Genomic DNA, 21,923 nt, shown 5'->3' on the forward strand with positions numbered 1-21,923 from the left:
CCGGCCTAGCGCCGGGCGTGCATTTGGGTGATCGTCGCCCGTGTTGAGATCTGTTCCGCCGTGGTGACCAGTTCGATCACCGCAGGCTTGCCCGAGGCAAGCGCCGCATCGAAGGCAGGTTCAAATTCATCCGTGGTGGTCACGCGTGCGCCGAATGCGCCCATCGCTTCGGCCATCGCGGCGAAATCGGGGTTTACCAACGCAGTGCCGGAAATGCGGTTCGGGTGGTCGCGTTCTTGGTGCATACGGATCGTGCCATAGGTGCCGTTGTTGAACACCAGAACAATCGGGCAGCCCCCATGCTGGACCGAGGTTGCAATTTCCTGACCAGACATCATGAACCCGCCATCGCCGACAAAGCTGATGACAGGGCGCGACGGATCTTCCATCGCGGCGCTGACGGCGGCAGGCACCGAATAGCCCATAGCCCCGCAGGTCGACCCAATCAGGCGGCCGGGGCGTTCGAAGGCCAAAAACCGCTGTGCCCAACCGGTGTGGTTGCCCGCATCCAAGGTCACCACTGCCGAATTCGGCAGTTTGCGGCGCAAAATGGCCATCGCGGCCCCAAGATCCAACGCGCCTTCATAAGCGGGCGGGTCCATATCGGCCTCTTGTTCGGTGCGGCAGGCGGCGGCCCAATTCATCCAGTCCGTGCCAAGCCCCCAAGAGGTCTTGGACAGTTCCTCGGCCAGACGGTCCACCGATGCGACGATGCCCAATTCAGGCGTGTAGACGCGGCCAATTTCTTCGGCTTCGGGATAGACATGCACGATCCGTTGATCACCCGTCAGGCCGGGGTTGGTGTAGCTATCGTTGGAAATCTCGGACAGGCGTGTGCCCAGCAGCACCAGCAGGTCTGCCTCTTTCATCCGGGCCTTCAGCTTGGGGCCCGCCGAGGTGCCAAGCGCCCCGACATAGCTGGCCGAGGAGTTGGCAACCGTGTCCTGACGGCGGAACACCGCGACGGTTGGCAAATGGTTGGCTTCGGCAAAAGCGGTCAGCTGCGCGGCGGCGGCATCGCTCCAACGACCACCGATCACCAGCATCGGGCGTTCTGCGCTGGCCAGCGCATCTTTCAGCGCCTCAAGGTCGGCCCCAGACGGCGCGGCGCAGGCGGGCTGATAACGTTTGGCGTCGGCAACTTTGACCACATCTGTCAGCATGTCTTCGGGCAGTGCCAACACAACAGGCCCCGGACGGCCCGAGGTTGCCACGCGGAAGGCCCGCGACAGGATTTCCGGGATACGCGCGGCATCGTCGATTTCATCGACCCATTTGGCCACCGTGCCGAACATCACGCGATAGTCGATTTCCTGAAAGGCTTCGCGCCCGCGCATCTCGCGGCCAATTTGGCCGACGAACAGGATCATCGGCGTGGAATCCTGCCGCGCGATATGCACCCCGATCGAGGCATGGCAAGCCCCCGGCCCCCGTGTGACAAAGCAAATGCCCGGCTCTCCGGTCAATTTGCCATGGGCCTCGGCCATATTCGCGGCCCCGGCTTCGTGGCGGGCATTGACCAGTTCAATCTGATCGCCCGTGTCATGCATCGCGTCCAGCACCTCAAGATAGCTTTCGCCCGGTACGCAAAATGCACGGGTCACGCCGTGAACGATAAGCTGATCCACCAGAACCTGACCGCCAGTGCGATCCTTGAGAGCCGCTTTTGCCACGCGCATGCCTCCTTAGAATTGATATATCAGTTGGTGGCGCATCTATCTCGCGGGGTCAAGCACCCTTGCCACGAACTCGGCACAAGACTTGCTACACAATGCCCGAGACCACAACGCCGTTTCTAAAACATCACTCAGACTGGTCGTTGATCTTCCCAGTCGCGCGAAAGGAACTGAAATGAACATGATGCCGTTCAACGACGACCATCTGTCGAAAGATGAATTGGCGCAACGTCAACAAGCGATAAAGGACATTGCCTTGCGTATCGGCAACCTGTCCGTCGCGATTGTTGGCGTGTCCGGTGAGGTCAGCGATACGGCCGCACGGGTTGATCGGCAAGCCGAAATTTTCCGCAATGTCGGCGAACAGGCCAATCAAATCGCCGAGAAAAGCCAAACCGTTCTGCACGCCGCCGATAGCGCGGTTCAGGTGTCCGAAGATGCCCGAACCAATGTCACCCACACATCAGACCGTCTGACGGCGATGGTTGGCGATGTGGCCGACCTGATCGACCGCGTGTCGCAGCTATTTGACAAGCTGGAAGGCTTGGATTCGGCGCTCAAAAGCGTTTCGGCCGTGTCGCGCGAGGTTGAGAATATTTCGCGCAAAACCAATCTTCTGTCGCTGAATGCGTCAATTGAGGCAGCGCGCGCAGGCCCTCACGGACGCGGGTTCATGGTCGTGGCGCAAGAGGTCAAAGACCTGTCCACCATGACCGGCGATGCAACGGCTGAAATTCAGGAAACCATTTCTGAGCTGTCGGTCGAACTGTCTGGCCTGATTGATATGGCCAAGGGCGCGGTAAATCTGGCTGGCGGCATCCGGTCGCAAACCGACGGGATCGGTACCGAGATCACCGCCATTCCTGAAACGCTGTCGGGCATCGCATCTGCGCAGCGCGACATTCTAAGCGCATCGTCCGAGATCAACACATCCGTCGATGATGTCCGCGGCAATATAAATGATCTGCGGCGCGATGTGGAACAGTCATCCGAAAGCCTTGGTCTGGCGCAGGAAAAGATGGCCTCGATCACCGAGGATTCAGAAGCCATCACCAGTATGACCGCGCGTTTGGGCGTGGAAACGCCGGACACCAAGTATATCAGTGCCGTTCAGCAAGCCGCGGAGCAGGTGTCCGCCGAATTTGAGCGCGCCGTACAGTCGGGCCGCGTTAGCATGCACGATCTGTTCGACACCAATTACACGCCGATTGCTGGCACCAATCCTCAGCAGGTGATGGCACGGTTTACCGAGTTCACCGACGCAATCCTACCCGTCATTCAGGAACCGATGTTGGATCTGGCGGCGGATGTGGTGTTCTGTGCAGCGGTCAATGTCGATGGCTACCTGCCGACGCACAACCGCAAGTTCTCGATGCCACAAATGCCCAGCGATCCGGGCTGGAACGCATCCTACAGCCGCAACCGCCGGATCTTTAACGACCGCGTCGGACTGGCGGCAGGCAAAAGCAAGCGCCCCTTCCTGCTGCAAGCCTATCGCCGCGATATGGGCAACGGCACGTTCATCCTGATGAAGGATGTCTCGGCCCCGATCGTGGTCAAAGGACGCCACTGGGGCGGTTTGCGCCTGGCCTACAAAGCATAACGGCGGGGGCGCATTGCCCCCACCCTTTCAACCAAAGAAAAACCCGCCTTTCGGCGGGCTTTTCTTTTTGTTGAGTGATGGTGATTCAGAAAGGAAGATCGGGATGTTCCCATAAGGCTGACAACGATGCCTGCCCGACCCGCACCAAACGTTCCAGCACTGAGGCCAGCGCTACGTCATCGGCGGTCTCAATCATTACGAATGTTTCATCTGCCACCTGAGCGAGCGATTTGAGCCCGACCAAGTTCGCAGCAATCTTAAGCGCCTTGCAATTCTGGCGAACCGCGCGCTTATCCGCGATGCTACCAAAGTTCTGGACACGCGCCAGGCCAAGCGACAGCTCGTCAATGGCTTTGCAGATCACATCACTGGCACCGTGGGTGCCAAGATGGTTCTTTAGGTAGGCCATATGCTCACTATCGAGCAGAATTGCATCCTGTGCTGATGCTTGTGAAATGTTCTGCACTGTCGTTACCTCAACCTAATTCTCTTTATTAATCTACCTACATTCTACCGGTCAGCCAGCGCACTTTGGATTGTTCGAATTATCCAAGGATAGCGCCTTGAAGTCTTCATGAATATTCTTTGATTTTATTGGATATTTCCGGCCACGACAATATTCGGCCATATTCGTAGTTGCTGGAAAACAACAAATATTCAGATCGCAGAGCTAAGCCGTTTAAACTTGCCTTCAGCGTCCGTTAGTAGATCTTCAACTTCCGGAACCAATTCGTCAAGCATTGCTTTCCGTCCCTTTGACGCAGCCATTTCTGCCTCAGACAGAAAGTCGCTCAGATCAATCAACCCGACCATTCCCGTTGCGCCGACAGCGCGGTGAATTTCATCCACCGAATTGTCTGAAAGCTCGCGCATAGCGCTCAGGGCGCGGCGCACATCTTGGAACGCTTCGTTCAATAGCCGCAGGGCCGTTTCACTGCCCACAAGGTTGCACAATTCGGCAAAATCGGAATCGTCATCGCTCTCAGGCGCGGGTTCGGCCACCGATTGGCCATAGGCCGACAAAGCGGCCTTAAGCTGGCCCATCTTCACCGGCTTATTGAGCACACCGTTCATACCGGATGCTTTCAGGCGCGCCGATTCATGCGCTTCGATCAAGGCCGTGACGCCGATGATAACCGACTTTTGGCAGGCGCCCTGTTCGCGGATAAGGCGGGTCGCTTCGCGGCCATTCATAACCGGCATCGACACATCCATTAGGATAAAGTCATAGCACTGGTTTAAAGCCATCTCGACACCCTCTTTGCCGTCATGCGCAAGGTCTGGCGTAAACCCAAGACGGCGGACCATTTCGCTCAGAACGGTCAGGTTGACCTCGTTGTCGTCGACGATCAGCAAACGGCCGTTGTCTGGTACGACCAATTCGATTTCGTCGGTCGACGTGGCCTCTTTGCTGTCTTCCGGCACAGCGGGTTTCAGTGGGATATCAAACGAGAAACAGCTTCCTTCGCCGGGTGTGCTGTCTAGTGCCAGTTTGCCGCCCATCCGCTCAATCGCCAGTCGCGCAATCGGCAGGCCCAAACCTGTCCCGCTTTGGGCGGCAACTTCACTTGGGTTGACGGTTTCGAACTGCTCAAGCACGCGTTCCTGATCTTCGGGCGCAATGCCTATGCCGGTGTCCCGCACCGCCACATAGAGCTGCACCGTGTTTGAATCGAGCGCGGCAAAGGTCAGCGAGATCGAAATTTCGCCGTTTTCGGTGAATTTCACCGCATTGCCAGCAAGGTTGTAGATCGCCCGCGAAAAGGACGAAGGTCGCCCCATGAATTGGTCGCCAATCTGACTGCCCTGAATATCGACGCGCAACGTGTTGTGCCGTTCAGCAGCCAGCAGTTCCAATTCTTCCAGAATATCGGCAGCCACCTGTCCCGGCGCAAAGGGCGACGGCGGCTCTGAGGTTTCGCCAAGGCGCGTCAGTTCCAGAACGTCGTTGACCTGGCTAAGCGCGCGTTCGCTGCAATCTGCCGCCGTTTTCAGGAACTTGCGGTTCTTGTCGTCCAGTTGCTTGGAATCGATCAACTCCAACGATGCAATAAGACCATGCAGCGGGGTGCGCATTTCATGGCTCATAGTGGCCAGGAACATGCTCTTGGCGGCAGCGTGGCGCTGAGCGGCGGCAAGCGCCGAGCGCATGCGTTCTTCGGCACGGGCCTGTTCCGAGATATCCCGCACGAACCAGATCAGATTGGGCCGCCCGTCGGTGCCGATATCGGGCAACAACGCCACTTCGGCCGGGAATTCTTCGCCATTGGCGCGGCGGGCAGTGGCACGGGTCGGCGCATGGCCCGACAATTCACTGATCAGGTCGATCATGCGAATTTCGCCTGACTTTTCATCCACATTCGCCAGCGTCGTGATATCCAGCAATTCCTGACAGCGCGTGCCGGTCATAGCATGGCGGGTCAGGCCGAAAATCTCTTCGGCGCCGCCGTTGCAGAGGATCACCTCGCCATCCCGGTCGGTCACGATCACAGCCGACAAGGCCGATTGAAAGGCCTTGGCCAGCGTCTTTTCGGCCCGTTCCGTTTGCTGGGTCCGCGCCTCTAGATCCCGCCACAGGCTAACGGCCAGATAAAGCGATACGACCATCAACAGCAAAAGCACCAGCGATTGCAGCATGAACCGGAACAGCAGCGCCCGTTCATCGGCACGCGCCGTTTCCTCCATCACGATGAAATGATGCAGCATATTGTTGCTGAGGCGTCGAACCTCGGGGCGCAGATCGGAAATCTGGCTGAGGAACGCGCCCATCTCAGCGATCGACGGGTCGAGCAAAATATCAATATGATCCGCAAGATCGTTGATCTTGCCTTGCAGAGCCGCCAATTCAGTCAGCATTTCAGCGGGCACGCCCAAATGCAATTGCGCAGCATAAAGCACGTCGGCGCGGCTGAAGAAGATGTCAAACCGCACGCGCGCCCGGCGCCAGGCTTCCTCGGGCGCGGCGGCGTCCGTGGCCTTGGCGATCATCGCCTCATTCACCGCAACGCGCAGCGAAAGAAAATCGACTTCGAGCTGAGCGACGGTCCAACCTTGGTTGTCGGTGTCAGCGGCGCGAACGGCATTCTGGCGTTCCTGAAAGCTAAACGCACTGGCAATGAGCGCCACGCAAGAGACCAAAAGCAGCCCAAGCAGAACCTGGGCTGTCAATCGCTTTGCAGAAAGCGTTAATCTGGAAACCTGTCGTGCAGGCACTCGCGCCACCGATGATTACTTATCCGACACTTCTATTTTCACAAGTTGCCAGATGCTGTAGGAAAAGACAGCTTCCGTACGATAGTTGGCGCTATCATCGTAGGGAAACACAACCCAAAGGGGGCCCTTCTCTCTTACGCCATAGGGCTCGCCATCCTTGCGCAGTGCGACAATCGGGATGTTGCCTGCAATCGCGTCGCGCGGAACCTCGACCGTGTAGTCGTTCAGCGCCGTCATCAACAGGTCACCATCTGACGCCCCTGCCGCGGCTAGAATATCCTTCACCGACGGGCCCGAGAATTCGATCTCGCCCTCGGTCCATATCGTAGAAGTTGTAAAGCTTTGCTGCTCGATTGCCAGTAGATCGGCCTCGGAAAATTCGGCCCGAATCTCTTTGCTATTATCGACGACTGTTAGCAGTACTTCCTGCGCTGTTGCGAAAGTCGCGACAAACATAACCGAAATGGTCGAAAGCACTGTCCAAAGGAAATTTTTGCGTTTCATTCACATGTCCTGTTTTACCACCCAAGGCCTAGCATACTCTCCCAGATGCTTTTTTCCTGATATCGAAAGATAGCTTAGACTATCAAAAACCAATACTGAAAATCGGTCGAGAATATCTCTGGTCAGCTTCAGGTGGAATGCTCCATACTACAGATGTGAGCGCACAGGATGGATGGATGTAGATTGCGGAAGAATTTTAGTGCTCTGACAACTAGTGCAAAACATAAACGGAATCGCTTCGAGCAATGACAAATGTAGACACAAAGCCTTCGAATGTCGAAGCAAACGCGCTTCAGGGTTCCCTGAACATCCTTATCGCAGACGACCATCGCTTGCTGGGCGAGGCCGTCGCCAACCTGCTCCGGGCCGGTGCAGGGTTTTATGTGAAAACCGCTGAAACCTATGACGAGACTGTCAAAGCCATCAACAGTGACACGGTGTTTGACATTGTCCTTTTGGATTTGAAAATGCCGGGCATGGTCGGGCTCGACAGCGTAAAGGCGATTGTCGAACGGTCATCCCCTGCCCGCGTGGTTCTGTTTACCGGCCAGATCGACCGGCACTTCCTGAACAGCGCGCTCGATATCGGGGTGCGTGGCTTGATCCCCAAGACCATGCCGCTGCAATCGCTGACCAGTGTCATCCAACTGATCAACTCGGGTCAGGTGTTCGTTCCGATGCAGGAACTGAACGCCGCCGGCGAAAGCAGCGCAGGCACCGATGCAAAGCTGAGCGAGAAAGAACTGTTTGTTCTGCGTCTTGCGGCGGATGGCATGACCAACAAGGAAATCGCCCGCGACATGGGCGCGACCGAGGTGACGGTTAAAATGCACATGCGGTCGATCTGTAAGAAACTGGGTGCGCGCAATCGGGCGCATGCGGCCATCATCAGCCGCGAATTGGCCTTGTTCTGAAGTCTCGAAACGTCCCTGCAGGGCCCGCATTGCGCGGGCCTTTTTTTATCGTTATGCGGATTTCTTTTCGATCAGATCCCGCAGACGGAAAATCGCCGCCTTCTTGATCTGAGACACGCGGCCAGTGGTCACCTCGAGCACGGCGGCGATTTCGTAGACGTTCATTTCCTCGACATAGTATAGCTGAAGCACCAGCGCCTCGCGCTCGGGCAGCTCTTCCAGCGCCTCGCGCAGCAGTCGCTTCATATCGTTCTGTTCAAGAAGGTCTTCTTGCGTGGGCGTGCGATCGCTGAACAGGATCGAATGATCGCTATAAACCTCATCAAGCGATTGAAGCTGGTTGACCTGAAACCGGGCCTCCCATTCCTTCAACTCGGGGACGGTCATTTCCAGTTCGGCGGCGATTTCTTCAGTCTCGGGCCTGCGCCCCAGCTTATGTTCCAGCGTCCGCTGCACCTTGGCCGCCTTCTGGCGCATGGTGATCGTGGCGCGGCACAGGTTGGAATTGCGCCGAAGCAGATCGACGATAGATCCACGAATGCGAATGGACGCGTAAGAGGCAAAGCTGACACCGTCGCGCACATTATAGCGCTGCGAGGCATCGACCAGCCCCAGATACCCTGCCTGAAGCAGGTCTTCGATCTCGGCGAATTTGCCAACGCGGCCTTGGAAATGCCAGGCGATGCGCTGCACCAGGTGCATATGCTCTTCCACCAGCTTTTCCGGTTTCAGTGCCTGCTGTTCGTATGATCGCGGGATCATCATGCAAGACCTCCTTTACGTTCTGCCGCGCGCGCACGGGTCATCCCGGCGGGCTCGGGGCGTGTCTGGGCCTCTAGCCCGCCGACCATACGGTGGCGTCGAGATACCCATGCAAGGCGCAGGCCGACATCGGACAGCACCTCAAATTCTTCTGGATCAATCGGATCAAAAGCGTCGGCGGACAGAACCACCTGATCGGCCAGCCCGCGCCACGGCGCGGCAAGCCGTTCAATCGCGCGGCGGCGCAGACCAGCGGGCAGGACCAAGACAACCAAGGCGCCATCAGGGATCTGCTGGGCCGGGTCTGTCTGGCCGCTATCTGCACCGCGCCCCGAAATGATGGTGATCTGGCTGCCGTTTTCATCCGGGGTCGGGATGCGGCCATAAGGGGCGAACCGGCAATCCGCCGAAAGCAAAGCAGCCTTTTGGAACAGCAGCGCACCATCTGTGCGTGAATCGCTGCCCGTGAACACAAAACGCGGGCAATCAGAGCGACCAATTTCATCGCGCAGCAGCGCAAGTTGAAGCGCAACCAAAGACTTACCAGCCCCCGCAGGGCCAACCAAAACAACGTGCTGCGCCTGAAGCATCGGGGTTACGGGACGCTGCGGCTCATGCACCGGGGCTTCGGGCTCTGGTTGAATCTCCAGCTTGAAGATCCGGGCAAAGCCTGCGGGTTCCGCCTTGGGGGCCACATCCTCGGCGCGCAGGGCTTCGACCGGGAAAGGCGTGACGTCAGGGCCAATGATCGTATCTTCGGTAAGGCCAGACCCGGCGACGGGGCCGTCCTCATCCAGATCGTCGTCGAGAAACGGGTCTTCGAAGACCGGCTCGTTGTCGTTGATCTCAGGTTCGGGTTCGGCGACCGCCTTGGGCGCGACAACCGGCTGAGGTTTGAAGACTGGCTCGCGCTTGATGAACGGCTCAGCGCGCATGACAGGCTCAGGCTCGATCGGCTCATCCACGTCGATGTTGATCCGCGACGGTCGGGAAAAGATCGTCAGGCCCTTGGTGGCATCATCCACCGCTTTGGCCTCGGGCTTTGGGGCGATTTCTGGCGTGTGCCTTGCCGCCACCGGACCAATATCATTGTCGTCATCCGTGGCGGTGATTTCGAACATCCCACCTTGGGTTTCAGTCGAAAGGATCAGCGCATCCGGCCCCAATTCGCGCATGATGATGTTCATGGCTTCGGTGCTGTCTTTGGCGCGAACAGTCAGGCGTCCCATATCAGCTCACTCCTCATTGTCCGCCCTGCGGCGGAAGTTGCGAGGCGCCCCCGAGCGTCCCGACGATTTCGATGCGGCGGTTTTCGGGCAGTTCCGAAACCGCGATGACAATGGCGTCCGACCCATGCGCCCGTAGGAAGCCCGCAAAGGCGCGGCGCAGCGCGGCCGAGACCACAACAACCGCCTGACGTCCCTGCCCGGCCATGTCTTCGGACATGGTGGACAGCGCTTGCAGGATCTGCTGGGTCAGGCCCTGTTCGATCACCAGACCGACGCCTTGGGTGTTCGAGCGCAGCAGCAGCTCTTCAAGCTCGGGCACCAGCGTGATCAGCGGCAGTTCAGTGTTGATGGCGGCGATCTGTTGCAACAGCAGCGGCACCAAGGACGGGCGCAGGGCCTCAGCCATATCGCGGGGTTCCAGGTTGCGGCCTGCCAGTTCGGCCAGACCTTCCAGAATGGCCGGCAGGTCCGACACTGGGATACGGTCGGCCAGCAAATGGCGCATGACAGCCGTCAGCGTGTGCAGCGGCACCAGTTTCGGCACCACGGCATCCACCAGCGTCGGTGCGTGCTGCGACAGGCGTTCCAGCAGGTTTTGCACGTCATCGGGGCCAAGCAGGCGCGATCCATGGGTGATCAGCAACTGGCTCAGATGCGTTGCGATCACCAGCGAGGGTTCGATCACGATATGATCGTCGGCCTCGGCCTCGGCGCGTTGATGCGGCAAGATCCAGATGGCATCCATGCCAAAGGACGGGTCTTTTACCTCAACCCCGCGCAGCTTGCGCGTGGACATACCACCGGGCAGCGCCAGAACGCGGTCGGCATAGACGGTGTCTTCGGCCACAATCGCCTGCCCGACCTTGATCCGGTACTGGCTGGACTGAAGGCCCATTTCATCGCGAATGCGCACGCCCGGCACCACAAAGCCCATGGCCTTGGACACGTCCTTGCGGATGCCGGTGATGCGGCTGACCAGATCGCCGCCTTCGGCCTCATCGATCAGCGGGATCAGGCCAAGGCCAATCTGAATGGTGACCGGCGCGTAATCGGTGACATCCTCGGCGGTGATCACGCCGGAGTTTTCGTCGTCTTCCGTGGCCTGCGCCTGTGCGGCACGCAGGGCGTTGCGGGGGGCCGGTGCGCCACTTTGGGCCGCTTCCTCGCCCTCGCGGGCCTCGGCATTGCGGGTGACATAGGCAACCCCCGCTGCAATCACAGCAGCAATCAGGAACAGACCTGTCGGAATGCCCGGCACAAGGCCAAGGATCGCCAGAACCGCCGAAACCGGGATCCAGGCGCGGGAAATGCCGATCTGTTTGCCGATGTGACTGGCCATATCCAGATCAGACGAAACACGCGTCACGATGATCGCGGTGGCAATCGACAACAACAGCGACGGGATCTGGGCCACCAGACCGTCACCAATCGACAGCAGAACATAGGTCTGGGCGGCTTGGCCAAAGCTGAGGGCGTGCTGGCTGGTGCCGATGATGATACCGCCAAGGATGTTGGCCACGAGGATCAGGATACCGGCAATCGCGTCGCCCTTGACGAATTTCGATGCACCGTCCATCGCGCCGTAGAAATCGGCCTCTTGGCCCACTTCGGACCGGCGTGTGCGCGCCTCATCCGGGGTCAGGATTCCGGCGTTCAAATCGGCATCGATGGCCATTTGCTTGCCCGGCATCGCGTCCAAAGTGAAACGCGCCGACACTTCAGAGACACGGCCCGCACCCTTGGTGATCACGACCAGGTTGATGATCATCAGGATCGCAAAAACCACGATCCCCACAGCAAAGTTGCCGCCAATGACGAAAGAGCCGAACGCCTCGATCACCTGGCCCGCCGCACCCGCGCCGGTATGGCCTTCGGTCAGCACGATCCGGGTGGAGGCCACGTTCAGCGCAAGGCGCAGCGTGGTGGCAATCAGAAGCAGTGTTGGAAAGCTGGAAAAGTCGAGCGGACGGTAGCTGTGCATTGCAACCATCAGAACAAGAAGAGACAGCAAGATATTGAACACAAAGAACATATCAAGTAGCGCAACCGGCAGCGGCAGAACCATCATGGCCACGACAGCCAGAATGCCCATCGGCAGCAAGGCGCTGCCCATCTGTTCGCCGCGGCTTTGTCCTGTTGCCGTGATCATGCGTCCATTGTCCCTTCGGTGTCTGAGCGGTCCTGCCGCCCAACGATGTGTCGGGGAAAAAGCTGCAAGTCTCGTGCCAGTCAGATTGCCCCTGACCGTCATGTTTTTGGCTGGTCTGGCATGGGGTTTGCACAGAACGGGCCAATCGGATCTTTCATCCATAGCCGCGAGGTTTACATGACACGTCTTCCACTCATCCGCGCAGGGGCCGGGCTTGCCATTGTCACGGCGCTTGGCGCTTGTATGTCACAACAAGCGCAGCAGGCTTTGCCACCTGCCCCCACGCCCACCGCCAAGGCCGTCGCCCAGATCAAGGATGACGTGAACGCCATGCATGCCGACAGCGCTCTGCCGCCGGTTCTGGCCGCGCCGAAATACGTGCCGGTCGAACTCAAGGGGCTTGGGTTTTCACAGGTGTCCGCCCAACCGGGCAAAACACTGAACGAAAAGCGCCTGATGGCGATCCGCGCCGCCCGGCTTGAGGCGATGCGCGATCTGGTCGAACAGGTGCACGGCATTCATCTGACCGCCGACACGACGATCCGCGATGCGTCCGTCACCAATGACCACATTCGCGGCATCGTCGAAGGTGAATTGCGCGGCGCGCGGACCTTGCGCATCTCGCCCAAGGATGAGGACACCTTCACCGTCGAACTGGCGCTGGACGCCGACACTGTGCGCTACATTCTGCGTGCGGTGCGCATGGGGGTTTGATCGATGGAAGAACCCCGCTGGAAATCCGCGTTACGCCGCTTCTTGGCGATTTTGGCTTGGGCTGGCTGCATGACAATGGCGGTCTTTTCGACCCAGGCGCATTCTGCCACGCAAAAGCCCCTGTGGATTGTCGCCAGCGGGCATTCTTTCGTGTCCGGTCAAAACGACACCGACAGCGCCCGCCACCGCGCCTTGGCCGAGGCGCTGATTGCCGCCGGTCTGGCGGGCGGAACCGAACTTGCGGGCTATAGCGCCATGGGGATGGGCCATATCACCGGCGATTTCCTGATCGCGCGGCCCACCGGAAAAATCCTGCGCTATGAAATCCGCTCGGCCAGGCTGGACCGAAGCCAATGGACGGTTGAAGTGCGGGCGCTGGTTGGACCGGCGCCCGATCTGGGCTGCGCCCCGCGCCGCACCTTGGTGCTGAGCGCCGAGCCTCCGCGGATCAATGTATCGCCGCAAGCCCCCGCATGGACGGAACAAATTGCCAGCGAGGCGGCGAAAGACCTATACGATATCATCCGCCGCCATCCCGCGTTTGAGCTGGAGCGCATTGCCACCAGTTTCGCGCCGTCCAATTCGCCCATTCGGGCGGACATGAGCTATTTGAATCTGACGCGCGGCACCGTTCGTTCGACGCCGGGCGATCATCTGTTCAGACCGGAATTCCGTGTAGATGCAATTGCTTCTGGAAGCGGCTACACCCTTCAGTTGACCGCCGATCTGAGCTTTACCGAACCCTCGGGCCGCACCCTGCGCCGCAAGATCGTGCGCACCGCGCCGATGCCGCAAGGGTTGACGATGGATGCCACCCTAGGGCGTGGCCGCACTGCCGCAACCACGAAACTTACCAACAACTTACGCCGCGACATGAATGAAGCGCTTGACCTTGTGGCCTGTGAGCCGCCCCGCGCGCGCCTGACCCAGGATGGCCGCCGCCTGACGGTGCCAATTGGGCGCAAGCACGGGCTGCGCCAGACACATCTGGCCTTCATCGAGACCCGCGACAGCGCCTTTGATGTGCTTGAAATCGTTAACCTTCAGAACGGCACAGCCGAGCTGCGCCCGCTTGATCCCACCCGTCCGGTCCCGTCCTTCGCCGGAAAGACCGTTGAATTTCTGGAGGGTTTCCGGTGAAACCGCTGCGCCTATTGCTGATCTGCCTCGCGCTCGCGCCGCCGCAGATGGCGCTAGGCGCACCAGACCGCCTGACCGGCCCGCAGGTCCGCACGCTTGTGCAAAATGCCCTGACAGAACAGGGCTTGATGGGCGATATGACGATATCCGATCATCGCACATATCCCGGTTGCGACACCTCGCCAACCGTTCGCCCGCGCAATGCTGGATGGACAAGCGTCGAGCTGACATGTGCACGCCCAACCCCTTGGAAAAGGGTGATTTCTACAGGAATTTCGGGCCTGACCCCTCTAACAAATCGCACCGATCAGCCGTTAGAAAAAACAGTTCTGGTGTTAACGGAAAGCCTTGCAGGCGGCACAGTTCTTGAAGCTGGTCATCTGGGCTCAAAACCGGTGCATCGCATCCCATCGGATGCCCTGACCGGAGCGGCCGAAGACTATGTTGGCCGACGTCTGACAGCCAATCTTGCAGCGGGTCGCCCGTTGCTGGGGCGGCACCTGGAATTCGACTGGCTGGTGGGCCTGAATACGCCCGTGGCTATCGTACTGGAACTGAGTGGGATCAACGTGTTGTCGACCGGCATCGCAATGGAGAACGGGCAACGCGGGGATCTGATCAATGTGCAGAACAGCAGTTCCGGTCGGATCATACGCGCGACAGTAGATGGCGCAAATAAAGTGATCGTCCGGCCTAAAATGAACTGACGAATTGCCGTTGTAAAACACACTTGGAGAATTTTAGGGACGAACACAGGAGAAAGACCATGGTTGAGTCCATCAACACGTCCCTCGGCGCACGCGCCCGTTTGCAACGAATGCAGAACGACGGCGCGCAAAAGACGGGGGCAACATCTTCAGCACAGGCCGGTCAGGCCGCCGCTGTTGGCTCCGTGGACAGTGTCCGGCTAAGCGAAGCCGGTGCGACCCCGGTCGGCGAGGCATTGGCTGCAAAAGGCCCGCCTTTCGATCTGGAACTGGTCGCGAAGATCAAGCAGGCCATCGAGGATGGCCGCTATCCGATCGACGCACAGCGTATTACTGATAGCCTGTTCGAAGGCTACCAAGACTTGATGCTCTGAACGAAAAAGGACCCGCTGGTTCATGACATATCTTCCCTACCTTCACCTTGGCGCTGCCGCTGGTCTTGTCCTTGCGCTTGCAGTGATCGTCGCTCAGACGATTGCTCTGCGCAAAGCCGCAAAGGTGCAACCGCAACCGGCCCTCGGGGATGATGTGATCGACGCGATTGCAGACCGCGTGATGGGCAAGCTGATCAGCTCGCCCGAAGTGGGTCTGGCCGACTTCAAGGCCGACCTGTCGCGGATGCGCGCAGATCTGGATTGGTTCGTCGGGGACAAACTGATCGAACAGGCCATCGCCATGGCCAAACAGGGCGAGACCGAAACCGAGATCAGTCAGGCCACCGGCATAAGCCTTGACGAAGTGCACGCGATCCGGCGGATGCGTCGCCACTAATTGGCTTCACAGACCAAGACCAAAAGGGCGCGATGCAGATCGCGCCTTTTTTGTTGTTTGCTTGTTGGATCTGTTACCCGGTTCTTCGCCTAATCGGGGCAACTGACCGGGCGCACATCCGACGGCACGCGGCCGCACCATTCGACAAACCGCGCCTTGGCATCGGCCTGCGCTGCGGTGCGCTCTTCGGTCGTCAGCTCCATCGACATGCTGTCGCGCAAGGCCGCGCTATATTCCACGCCAAAGGCTGCCGCCACGCTGAACCACGCCATTGCGGCGGGCTTGTTCGCGGGTTCGGCCAGTTGCGCATGAACGCGGCCAATACCCATAAAACTATGCACTCGGCCCTTTTCGGCCTCGGTCGCCAGATCGCCCAGCAGACGGTTGACCACGCTTTCGCGTGCCTCGTCCGTCAGGCGGCGGTCAAGATAATCGGTTACGGGTATGGCACGTTTTTCACCGCCCAAACGGCCCCGCCATGCCCAATAGAAGGCCTCGGCATCGTCTTGGGGCGTGCCCTGCCCCTTGGCGTATAGAACGGCCAGATTGGTCTGCGCGCCAGCACTGCCAGCGCGCGCCAGATCATGAAACAAAACAACCGCCCGCGCGGAATCGCCGTTTCGCGCTGCGTTCAACGCGGCCTGAAACCCTTCTGCCGCAGCCAACGAGGTGCCGGCCACGCATGCGATTATTCCTGTTGCGCGGGCAATCCGTTTCATTTTCCTGCCATCATCACCAATTGTAGATACAGCAGCCGCCGACGGCGACCATCCAGCGTGCGTTCATAGACCACGACGCGTTGGCGTTCGCTGGCCGTGGTTTCGATCACGATGCTGATATTGTCGGGTAGGAACACATTGTGCCGCGCCAGAAGCTCTAGCGGGTCTTGCATCATCGCCGCGCTGAACGTCGGATCGATCCAGCTTCGCGCCAAGGCGCGGCCAAGGATGTCCGGCAGGTGCTTGATGACCTTTTCCGTGTCCCGCAATGTCGTCCGGCGGCGCACGAGCCCCCAGTCGTCATGCAAATTCGTATCGTCGCCGCCGTCATATTCGGCGTTGCGTTCATATTCTGCGCGTCCTGCGCTGCTTCGTCGCTGTGTCAGCCGTTTTATAGCTGGAACAAGCGCTGTGCCGGCTCCGAAATTCATGACCAAGATCCCCACTATCTGACCATAGAGCCCGGCGGGATTGCCGGGCTTACACGGATATCAACGGCAGGAACGCTAATCGTTTTAGACAAAACTCTCTTTGGATACGCTTTTTTCAACATTTGACAACGAGCAACCAAAGAGCCGTTGTCATACCCTTGGGACATGACCTCTACTCCAGGATCCATGCGTCTCGGGATCGCAGCCATTCCAACCCTACTGCTCCCCGTGTTGTTCTCTCTGGGCGCATGGTATTCCTTGAAGATGCCAGTCGATGTGCTGGCCCCGCCAGAACCGGCGATCGAGGAGGAGGCTGTTCCCACCGAAGACGAAGCAGCGCCGCCCGTGGACACGCGGGTGTATCTGCCTGTCATCATCCCGTTGAAAGCCAGCCTGCCTGATTTCGGCGGCACCTTGATGGTGTCGATTGGGCTTGCCCTGCGCGGCGATGCCAGCAAAGCGCTGATCGACCAGCTTAAGGATAAGCCGGAACCGCTGATTTCACCTTTGGGGAATGTATTGCTGGATACGGCATCTACCGTTGACCCGGCCCAAGGCTGGAATGCCTTGCGCAAAGCCCTGCCCCAGGCGCTGATGGATGATCTGAACACCCGTGTTGCTGATTTGGACGACAGCGCCCCGATCCTCGAAGTTCTCATCATGGAGTTCCGTATCGGCGGATGATAGCTGGCACAGGTCTTGCAACTATGTCTTCAACCAACCGGAGACGACCATGCACCATCTAAGCACCATCGCCAATCGCCTGATGCAGCGCCATGCCTCGCTTGAGGATGTCGCCGTGCAGACGGTGTATTTTGACGATGACGGTCAGGCCCATCCCGGCAAACCTACTTCGCTTGCCGCGTTTTTGCATCAGATGGTGCTGCATTAGACCAGCGATAGATTGCCAGTCGCAACAAGAACACGGCAATCCCGGCCACCAAGATGGCCCAGCCGATCACTATAGGTGACGGCATAAGTCGGGCGATCTTCTGCACACCTTCTGGCTGCAAAAAGATCATTGCGATCAAAGGGATCGCAACCATCAGGAACCACCTGATGCGGGTGCATATTTGGCAACCCCGCCATCCCATCAGCCTTTACCTTTCCCTTTCCCCTTCGAATACGCCAGATAAACCCCGCGCTTGCGCTGCGTCTTTTGAACAGCCTCTTGGGTTTTCTGAAGAACGGCCGCCGCATTGCGAACGGACACAAGCGCGCGTTGCAGCGCTTCGACCCGGTCTTGCGGCGCGTCGCCAAACTGATCTTCACCGATCAGGGCAATTACAGCGTTGCGTATGGCATGATCCAGACGACTGACGTCTTCCAGACGCCCCTCATCCACGGCCCGAGCCAGCTCTTGGCAGAGACGTTCAAGGCGTTCTGTTGCGGCGGCTTCTGACATGAGTGCGATGCACAGGCTCACTTGCCCTGCCCCTTAACCTGCGGCCCGATCCCGCGCCACGCTTCCAGAATATCGGCGATGGAATCCCGCGCTTCGACCAGCAATGCGCTCTCGTCCTTGCGGATCGAGGCCAAAACCTGCTGGCGGGCGAATTCATACAGCTGCATCAGCAATTCGGCGATATCCGCGCCGCGCTCCATGTCCAGGCTGGACTGAAGGATGTAGATCGCGGTCAGCGCACGGCTGCTGTGTTCCTCGGGGGGAAGGCGGTCTTTGGCGCGGGCTGCGACCATCACGTCCAGCGACCGGTGCAGCTCGCGCAAAGTAACCGAAATGACCTCATGCGGGTCGTCGATCCGCGGGTGGCCGACAGCTTCGGCCTGGCGGTATCTGGAGCGAGCAAGCGATATCGTCATAGCGGTTCTCCGGTCTGCATTGTGCATCGTTGTTACTTAGATCAACGGCAGAAGCGGAAAATCGTTTACCTTTCCAGTCGCTTACTCGCAGATTTTCAGGCCATTTTGGCCACGCGGCTGACCGATACAACCATGCCGACATCACCGCCCGACAAGATCGCGACACCGGTCATGCCGCGCACGCCAGACAGCGCACCGCGCAGCGGGCGCAGCAGCACAAGCTGCGGGCCCAGCAGCTCATCCACGGGGATGGCCACGCGTGAGTCATTGGTGCTGGCGATCACGAACAGGCTGGGCGAAGCATCGGCCACCCCATTGCGTTCGCGCGGCAGCGTTTGGATCGGCACCAGATCGCCTTCGGACATACGCAGCATCCGGCGATTGCCCGCAGCGGTCACAGGAACGATGTCCTTGCCCTGATGGATACGCTGGATCGCCTCGATCGGGACCACATAGCGAACCGAACCCACGCGCACGACCATGCCTTCCAGCACAACCATATGCAGCGGAATGCTGATGTGAATGCGCACGCCGCCATTGGGCACGGACACTGCGCGGAACACGCCGCGACGGCTGGCCAGGCTTTTTGAGATCTCCTCAAGCGCCGGGGTCTTGGCAACCTGTCCACCATTGTCCGAGATTTCGACACGGACATGATCTTCTTCGCGGTCCACAACCACATGCATCTTGCTGGGCGCTGGATCGCATGTGATGCGCGATGCCAGAACGGTTTTCAGCATGCTGCGCAGTTCTTCGATCACGATCTGATCTAGGATCACCTCGCCGCCCGCAAAGGACACGCGGATCGACTTGCCCGCCTGACGCGCCTGGGTCGAGATAAAGGCCTCGAGCGGGCGCAGCAGCACTTCTGCCGGGCGCGACCGCATGGCGACGCTTTCCTCTTGCAGTTGGGCCATCTTGGAGTTGACCTGCGCACCGGCTTCCTTGACCTGACGCAGACGCGACAGATGGGCCTCAAAGGCTTCGCGCAGCACGCCTTTCACGCGCGGGTGCACTTCATCGATGCCAACCGCCCGCAGACGCTGCGACAGGTCGTGCATCAGGTCGAATTCCACCAGCTCATTCAGCGAATGGTCGATCATCGCCTGACCGGCCGAGATTTCGCCAATCGCTTCGATCATCTTGAGGTTCTCGACCCCAAGCATGCTGTTGGTCAGTTCGGACTGGCCGTCTTCGCCATGCTTGTCGTCCGAATCCTGGCCTTGCGTTTCGTCCTTGATGGTCAATGCCATCGTCATTTCAAGGTTCTTGCCCGCTGGATCGAGGTTGGCCAGCTGTTCAACCACCTGATGTTCTTCCAAGGTGGTGGCGATCAGGAAGTCAAAGATCGTCTCGTCATCACGGAAGATGGTGACGTTGGTGATCATCCGGGCGTGACCGGCGGTCAGCCATTGCAGGAACTTTTCAGCCAGCGCTTCATCGCGGTTCAGGTCGGCGCGGATGACGAAGAACTTCTTGCGTTCCTCGATACAGCTTTGCGCCGCTTTCACGCTGTCCGGCGACAGCACGCGATGGAATTCCTTGGGCAAGCCAAGACGCGCTTCGATGGACCGGGCCGTGACCAGACCGCTGGCCATGAAGGTCGCGTTCGATGCCTCTTCGAACAACTGTTCGATACGGGCGATGTCAGGCTCGTCGCCTTGATCCAGCGCGTCAAACACCAGATCCATGGTTTCGACAAAGCCGCGCGCCATCTGGATCAGGATCACGTCAGGGGCGACGTCATCCATCCGGGTCCGCGCCACAAGGTCGATCAGCGCCATGGTTAGTTGGGCGGCTGTTTCGATGCGGAAATGTTCACACGCATAGTAGGCGCGGCGCATCATCGCTTCGAAATCTGGATACCAGTTCTTGCCGGCCTCACGCCCGCTATGTTCCAGACCTGAACGCAGATCGGTCAGGGTGTCGTTGATATTGTCCGCACACCAGGTGCGCAGACAGGACAGCGGCGTGACCATGTCTTCGGGCAGCGCCCGCGCAGGCAGAACCTGTTCAATCGCCGACAGTTCTTCGTAAAGCGTGACTTCGCCGTTCTTGAACGCCTTGGCTGTCCGGTGACGGTTTAGGTCATGCGCGGCTTCCATCACCCGCACATAGCCATGCGGCTCCACCAGATCCGAGATCTGCTTGGTCAGGCTCTTGATTTCCTCGGGGCTCGGGGCCTCGTCGGTGCCGATAAAGATGCCCTTGTGCGACAGGTCGGCAATGATGGCCATGACCTTGGTCAGCATCTCGCCGACATCGGCAACGGCATCGGGCTTTTTGACCTTGGCCGCGGCTTTGGGCTTGTCCGCCTTGGGCTTGGCTTTGGGCGCTTCGGCCTTGGGTTTCGGCGCAGGCGCTTCTGCCTTGGGCTTTGGCGCGGGCTCTGCGGCTTTTGCCTCTTCGACAGCATCTTGCTTGACCACGACAACGACATTGTCGTCCTCGTCGCCGTCACCAAAGAAATCGTCGAGGCTGTGGTCCTCTTCGTCCTCTTCGGTACCGGGCGCGGCGCCGCCATCGATATCACGGACCTTCAACGCATCCAGCTTGGCCAGAACGCGTTCCAACACGTCGAACGCATCGTCCGAGCCTTTGGCGTTTTCCAGTTCCGCACCGGCTTCGGCCCATTCCATCAGCTTCAGCTGTTCGGCGGCATAGGCCAACGATCCGGCCTGTTTGAAGGCAAGATCCCCAACCGGCGCGCCAGCGGCGACCGCATCGCGCAGATCGGCAATCGCCGTTCCAGCCATGTCCGAGAAGATCTGGCGATAGACCGGATCTTCGATAAACAGGTTGATTTCTTCTTCGTCGCTATCGCCCTCGTCTTCCGCATCGGCGGTTTCGGGCTCGGCTTCGACTTCAGGTTCGGGTTCCGGCTCAGGCTCGGGTTCCGGCTCGGCCTCGGCCACCACCTCGGGGGCCTCTTCCTCGGCGTCTTCTTCAGGCTCGGCTTCGGCTGCATCGTCGTCGTCGAAGAAGTCGTCATCAAAGACATTCGGGTCCGTGCTATCCCCAAGCGAGGCCAGCGCGGCAGAAATATCGTCTAGGGCACCGCCACCGACGGGCGTGTCATCCTCAGGCGCTTCGGCAACCGCATCTTCCGCAGGCGCATCGGTGGCGCCTTCGGGGGCGGGTTCGCCCTTACATTTGGCGATCAATGCGCGAAGCTGGTCTTTCAGCGGCTCGAACGGCTCCGGGTCCAGATCGGCGCGGGTTTTCGCGGTCTGGTCCAGCATGTCCCGCAGCGTGTCGCCCACCAATAGCAACACATCGAGGATCTCTTCGTTCAGCGCGACGCCATCGTCGCGAACCAGTCCAATCAGATCTTCGGCAAGATGCGCCACGCCTTCCACGGCCGCCAGGCCAAGAACACGCGAATTGCCCTTGAACGTATGAACCGCGCGGAACAGAGCGCCGATCTTTGACGCTTCGTCGTCCGTTCCATCGCGCAGCACGTCGAGAAGCTCTTCCATGCTGTCCAGGGCTTGCGTGCCATCATCGGCATACAGTTCCCAGATTTCGTCCATTTCATTGGTCATGGGATCAGAGCTCCTCAAGTCCGGT

General features: G+C 59.3%; 21 protein-coding genes. 10 read left to right on the plus strand and 11 right to left on the minus strand.

The features are described 5' to 3' along the window. Positions 1 to 5 precede the first annotated feature (5 nt). Complete coding sequence (locus PRI8871_RS09180) at positions 6 to 1,673, minus strand: thiamine pyrophosphate-dependent enzyme (protein WP_245897814.1); 1,668 nt, start codon at positions 1,671 to 1,673, stop codon at positions 6 to 8. A gap of 178 nt (positions 1,674 to 1,851) precedes the next feature. Between PRI8871_RS09180 and PRI8871_RS09185 the strand changes: the two genes are divergently transcribed. Continuing rightward, positions 1,852 to 3,279, plus strand: coding sequence for a methyl-accepting chemotaxis protein (locus PRI8871_RS09185; protein WP_245897815.1), 1,428 nt, complete (start codon positions 1,852 to 1,854; stop codon positions 3,277 to 3,279). Between the two features lie 85 nt (positions 3,280 to 3,364). Here PRI8871_RS09185 and PRI8871_RS09190 read toward each other — a convergent pair whose 3' ends face one another. From PRI8871_RS09190 to PRI8871_RS09200, 3 genes are all read right to left on the minus strand, one after another. Further along, a complete protein-coding gene (locus PRI8871_RS09190) occupies positions 3,365 to 3,745 on the minus strand; it encodes a hypothetical protein (RefSeq protein ID WP_146188669.1) in 381 nt (126 codons plus the stop codon). Positions 3,746 to 3,936: 191 nt separating this feature from the next. After that, the gene (locus PRI8871_RS09195) at positions 3,937 to 6,447 is read right to left on the minus strand and encodes an ATP-binding protein (protein WP_108885934.1); all 2,511 of its coding nucleotides are present in this window, start codon (positions 6,445 to 6,447) and stop codon (positions 3,937 to 3,939) included. A 60-nt stretch (positions 6,448 to 6,507) separates the two neighbouring features. Continuing rightward, complete coding sequence (locus PRI8871_RS09200; RefSeq protein ID WP_108885935.1) at positions 6,508 to 6,996, minus strand: putative pterin-binding protein; 489 nt, start codon at positions 6,994 to 6,996, stop codon at positions 6,508 to 6,510. Between the two features lie 245 nt (positions 6,997 to 7,241). On the opposite strand from PRI8871_RS09200, the gene PRI8871_RS09205 reads away from it, so the two are divergent. Continuing rightward, positions 7,242 to 7,910 carry a response regulator gene (locus tag PRI8871_RS09205; RefSeq protein WP_245897816.1) on the plus strand — a complete coding sequence of 223 codons (669 nt, stop codon included), beginning with the start codon at positions 7,242 to 7,244 and terminating at the stop codon, positions 7,908 to 7,910. A gap of 51 nt (positions 7,911 to 7,961) precedes the next feature. On the opposite strand, the gene PRI8871_RS09210 is transcribed toward PRI8871_RS09205, so the two are convergent. From PRI8871_RS09210 to flhA, 3 genes are read right to left on the minus strand one after another with little or no spacing between them, the layout of a single operon-like run. Continuing rightward, positions 7,962 to 8,675 carry a sigma-70 family RNA polymerase sigma factor gene (locus PRI8871_RS09210; protein ID WP_108885936.1) on the minus strand — a complete coding sequence of 238 codons (714 nt, stop codon included), beginning with the start codon at positions 8,673 to 8,675 and terminating at the stop codon, positions 7,962 to 7,964. Continuing rightward, positions 8,672 to 9,901: a hypothetical protein gene (locus PRI8871_RS09215; RefSeq protein ID WP_108885937.1), complete on the minus strand. Its 1,230-nt coding sequence runs from the start codon at positions 9,899 to 9,901 to the stop codon at positions 8,672 to 8,674. Before PRI8871_RS09215 ends, PRI8871_RS09210 begins: the two co-directional genes overlap by 4 nt. A gap of 13 nt (positions 9,902 to 9,914) precedes the next feature. After that, positions 9,915 to 12,050, minus strand: coding sequence for a flagellar biosynthesis protein FlhA (gene flhA, locus PRI8871_RS09220; RefSeq protein ID WP_108885938.1), 2,136 nt, complete (start codon positions 12,048 to 12,050; stop codon positions 9,915 to 9,917). A 177-nt stretch (positions 12,051 to 12,227) separates the two neighbouring features. Here flhA and PRI8871_RS09225 point away from each other — a divergent pair, with 177 nt between their 5' ends. From PRI8871_RS09225 to PRI8871_RS09245, 5 genes are read left to right on the plus strand one after another with little or no spacing between them, the layout of a single operon-like run. Beyond that, on the plus strand, positions 12,228 to 12,764 hold the full coding sequence (locus tag PRI8871_RS09225) for an LPP20 family lipoprotein (protein WP_181389425.1): 537 nt from the start codon (positions 12,228 to 12,230) through the stop codon (positions 12,762 to 12,764). Between the two features lie 3 nt (positions 12,765 to 12,767). Then, complete coding sequence (locus PRI8871_RS09230; protein WP_108885940.1) at positions 12,768 to 13,904, plus strand: hypothetical protein; 1,137 nt, start codon at positions 12,768 to 12,770, stop codon at positions 13,902 to 13,904. After that, the gene (gene flgA / locus PRI8871_RS09235; protein WP_108885941.1) at positions 13,901 to 14,611 is read left to right on the plus strand and encodes a flagellar basal body P-ring formation chaperone FlgA; all 711 of its coding nucleotides are present in this window, start codon (positions 13,901 to 13,903) and stop codon (positions 14,609 to 14,611) included. The genes PRI8871_RS09230 and flgA overlap by 4 nt, the downstream gene beginning before the upstream one ends. Positions 14,612 to 14,670: 59 nt before the next feature. Continuing rightward, a complete protein-coding gene (flgM, locus tag PRI8871_RS09240) occupies positions 14,671 to 14,985 on the plus strand; it encodes a flagellar biosynthesis anti-sigma factor FlgM (RefSeq protein ID WP_108885942.1) in 315 nt (104 codons plus the stop codon). Positions 14,986 to 15,007: 22 nt separating this feature from the next. Next, on the plus strand, positions 15,008 to 15,382 hold the full coding sequence (locus tag PRI8871_RS09245; RefSeq protein WP_108885943.1) for a hypothetical protein: 375 nt from the start codon (positions 15,008 to 15,010) through the stop codon (positions 15,380 to 15,382). An 89-nt stretch (positions 15,383 to 15,471) separates the two neighbouring features. On the opposite strand, the gene PRI8871_RS09250 is transcribed toward PRI8871_RS09245, so the two are convergent. Further along, positions 15,472 to 16,062 carry an SEL1-like repeat protein gene (locus tag PRI8871_RS09250; protein ID WP_181389426.1) on the minus strand — a complete coding sequence of 197 codons (591 nt, stop codon included), beginning with the start codon at positions 16,060 to 16,062 and terminating at the stop codon, positions 15,472 to 15,474. A gap of 35 nt (positions 16,063 to 16,097) precedes the next feature. Further along, positions 16,098 to 16,532 carry a hypothetical protein gene (locus PRI8871_RS09255; RefSeq protein WP_108885945.1) on the minus strand — a complete coding sequence of 145 codons (435 nt, stop codon included), beginning with the start codon at positions 16,530 to 16,532 and terminating at the stop codon, positions 16,098 to 16,100. Positions 16,533 to 16,718: 186 nt separating this feature from the next. Here PRI8871_RS09255 and PRI8871_RS09260 point away from each other — a divergent pair, with 186 nt between their 5' ends. The 3 genes from PRI8871_RS09260 to PRI8871_RS19570 all read left to right on the plus strand — a co-directional run bounded on the left by PRI8871_RS09260 (position 16,719) and on the right by PRI8871_RS19570 (position 17,934). Beyond that, positions 16,719 to 17,216 (plus strand): hypothetical protein, encoded by a 498-nt coding sequence (locus PRI8871_RS09260; protein WP_108885946.1) that lies wholly within the window; start codon positions 16,719 to 16,721, stop codon positions 17,214 to 17,216. A gap of 49 nt (positions 17,217 to 17,265) precedes the next feature. Then, complete coding sequence (locus tag PRI8871_RS19565; protein ID WP_181389427.1) at positions 17,266 to 17,424, plus strand: hypothetical protein; 159 nt, start codon at positions 17,266 to 17,268, stop codon at positions 17,422 to 17,424. A 279-nt stretch (positions 17,425 to 17,703) separates the two neighbouring features. Next, positions 17,704 to 17,934, plus strand: coding sequence for a hypothetical protein (locus PRI8871_RS19570; protein ID WP_181389428.1), 231 nt, complete (start codon positions 17,704 to 17,706; stop codon positions 17,932 to 17,934). Positions 17,935 to 17,954: 20 nt separating this feature from the next. Here the strand turns inward: PRI8871_RS19570 and PRI8871_RS09275 are convergent, their stop codons facing one another. Both PRI8871_RS09275 and PRI8871_RS09280 read right to left on the minus strand, forming a co-directional pair. Then, positions 17,955 to 18,353, minus strand: a complete 399-nt coding sequence (locus PRI8871_RS09275; protein WP_108885949.1) for a flagellar export chaperone FliS — start codon at positions 18,351 to 18,353, stop codon at positions 17,955 to 17,957. A 95-nt stretch (positions 18,354 to 18,448) separates the two neighbouring features. Next, complete coding sequence (locus PRI8871_RS09280) at positions 18,449 to 21,898, minus strand: Hpt domain-containing protein (protein ID WP_108885950.1); 3,450 nt, start codon at positions 21,896 to 21,898, stop codon at positions 18,449 to 18,451. Positions 21,899 to 21,923: the final 25 nt, after the last annotated feature.

It is taken from the genome of Pseudoprimorskyibacter insulae, from assembly GCF_900302505.1.
Lineage (GTDB): Bacteria > Pseudomonadota > Alphaproteobacteria > Rhodobacterales > Rhodobacteraceae > Pseudoprimorskyibacter > Pseudoprimorskyibacter insulae.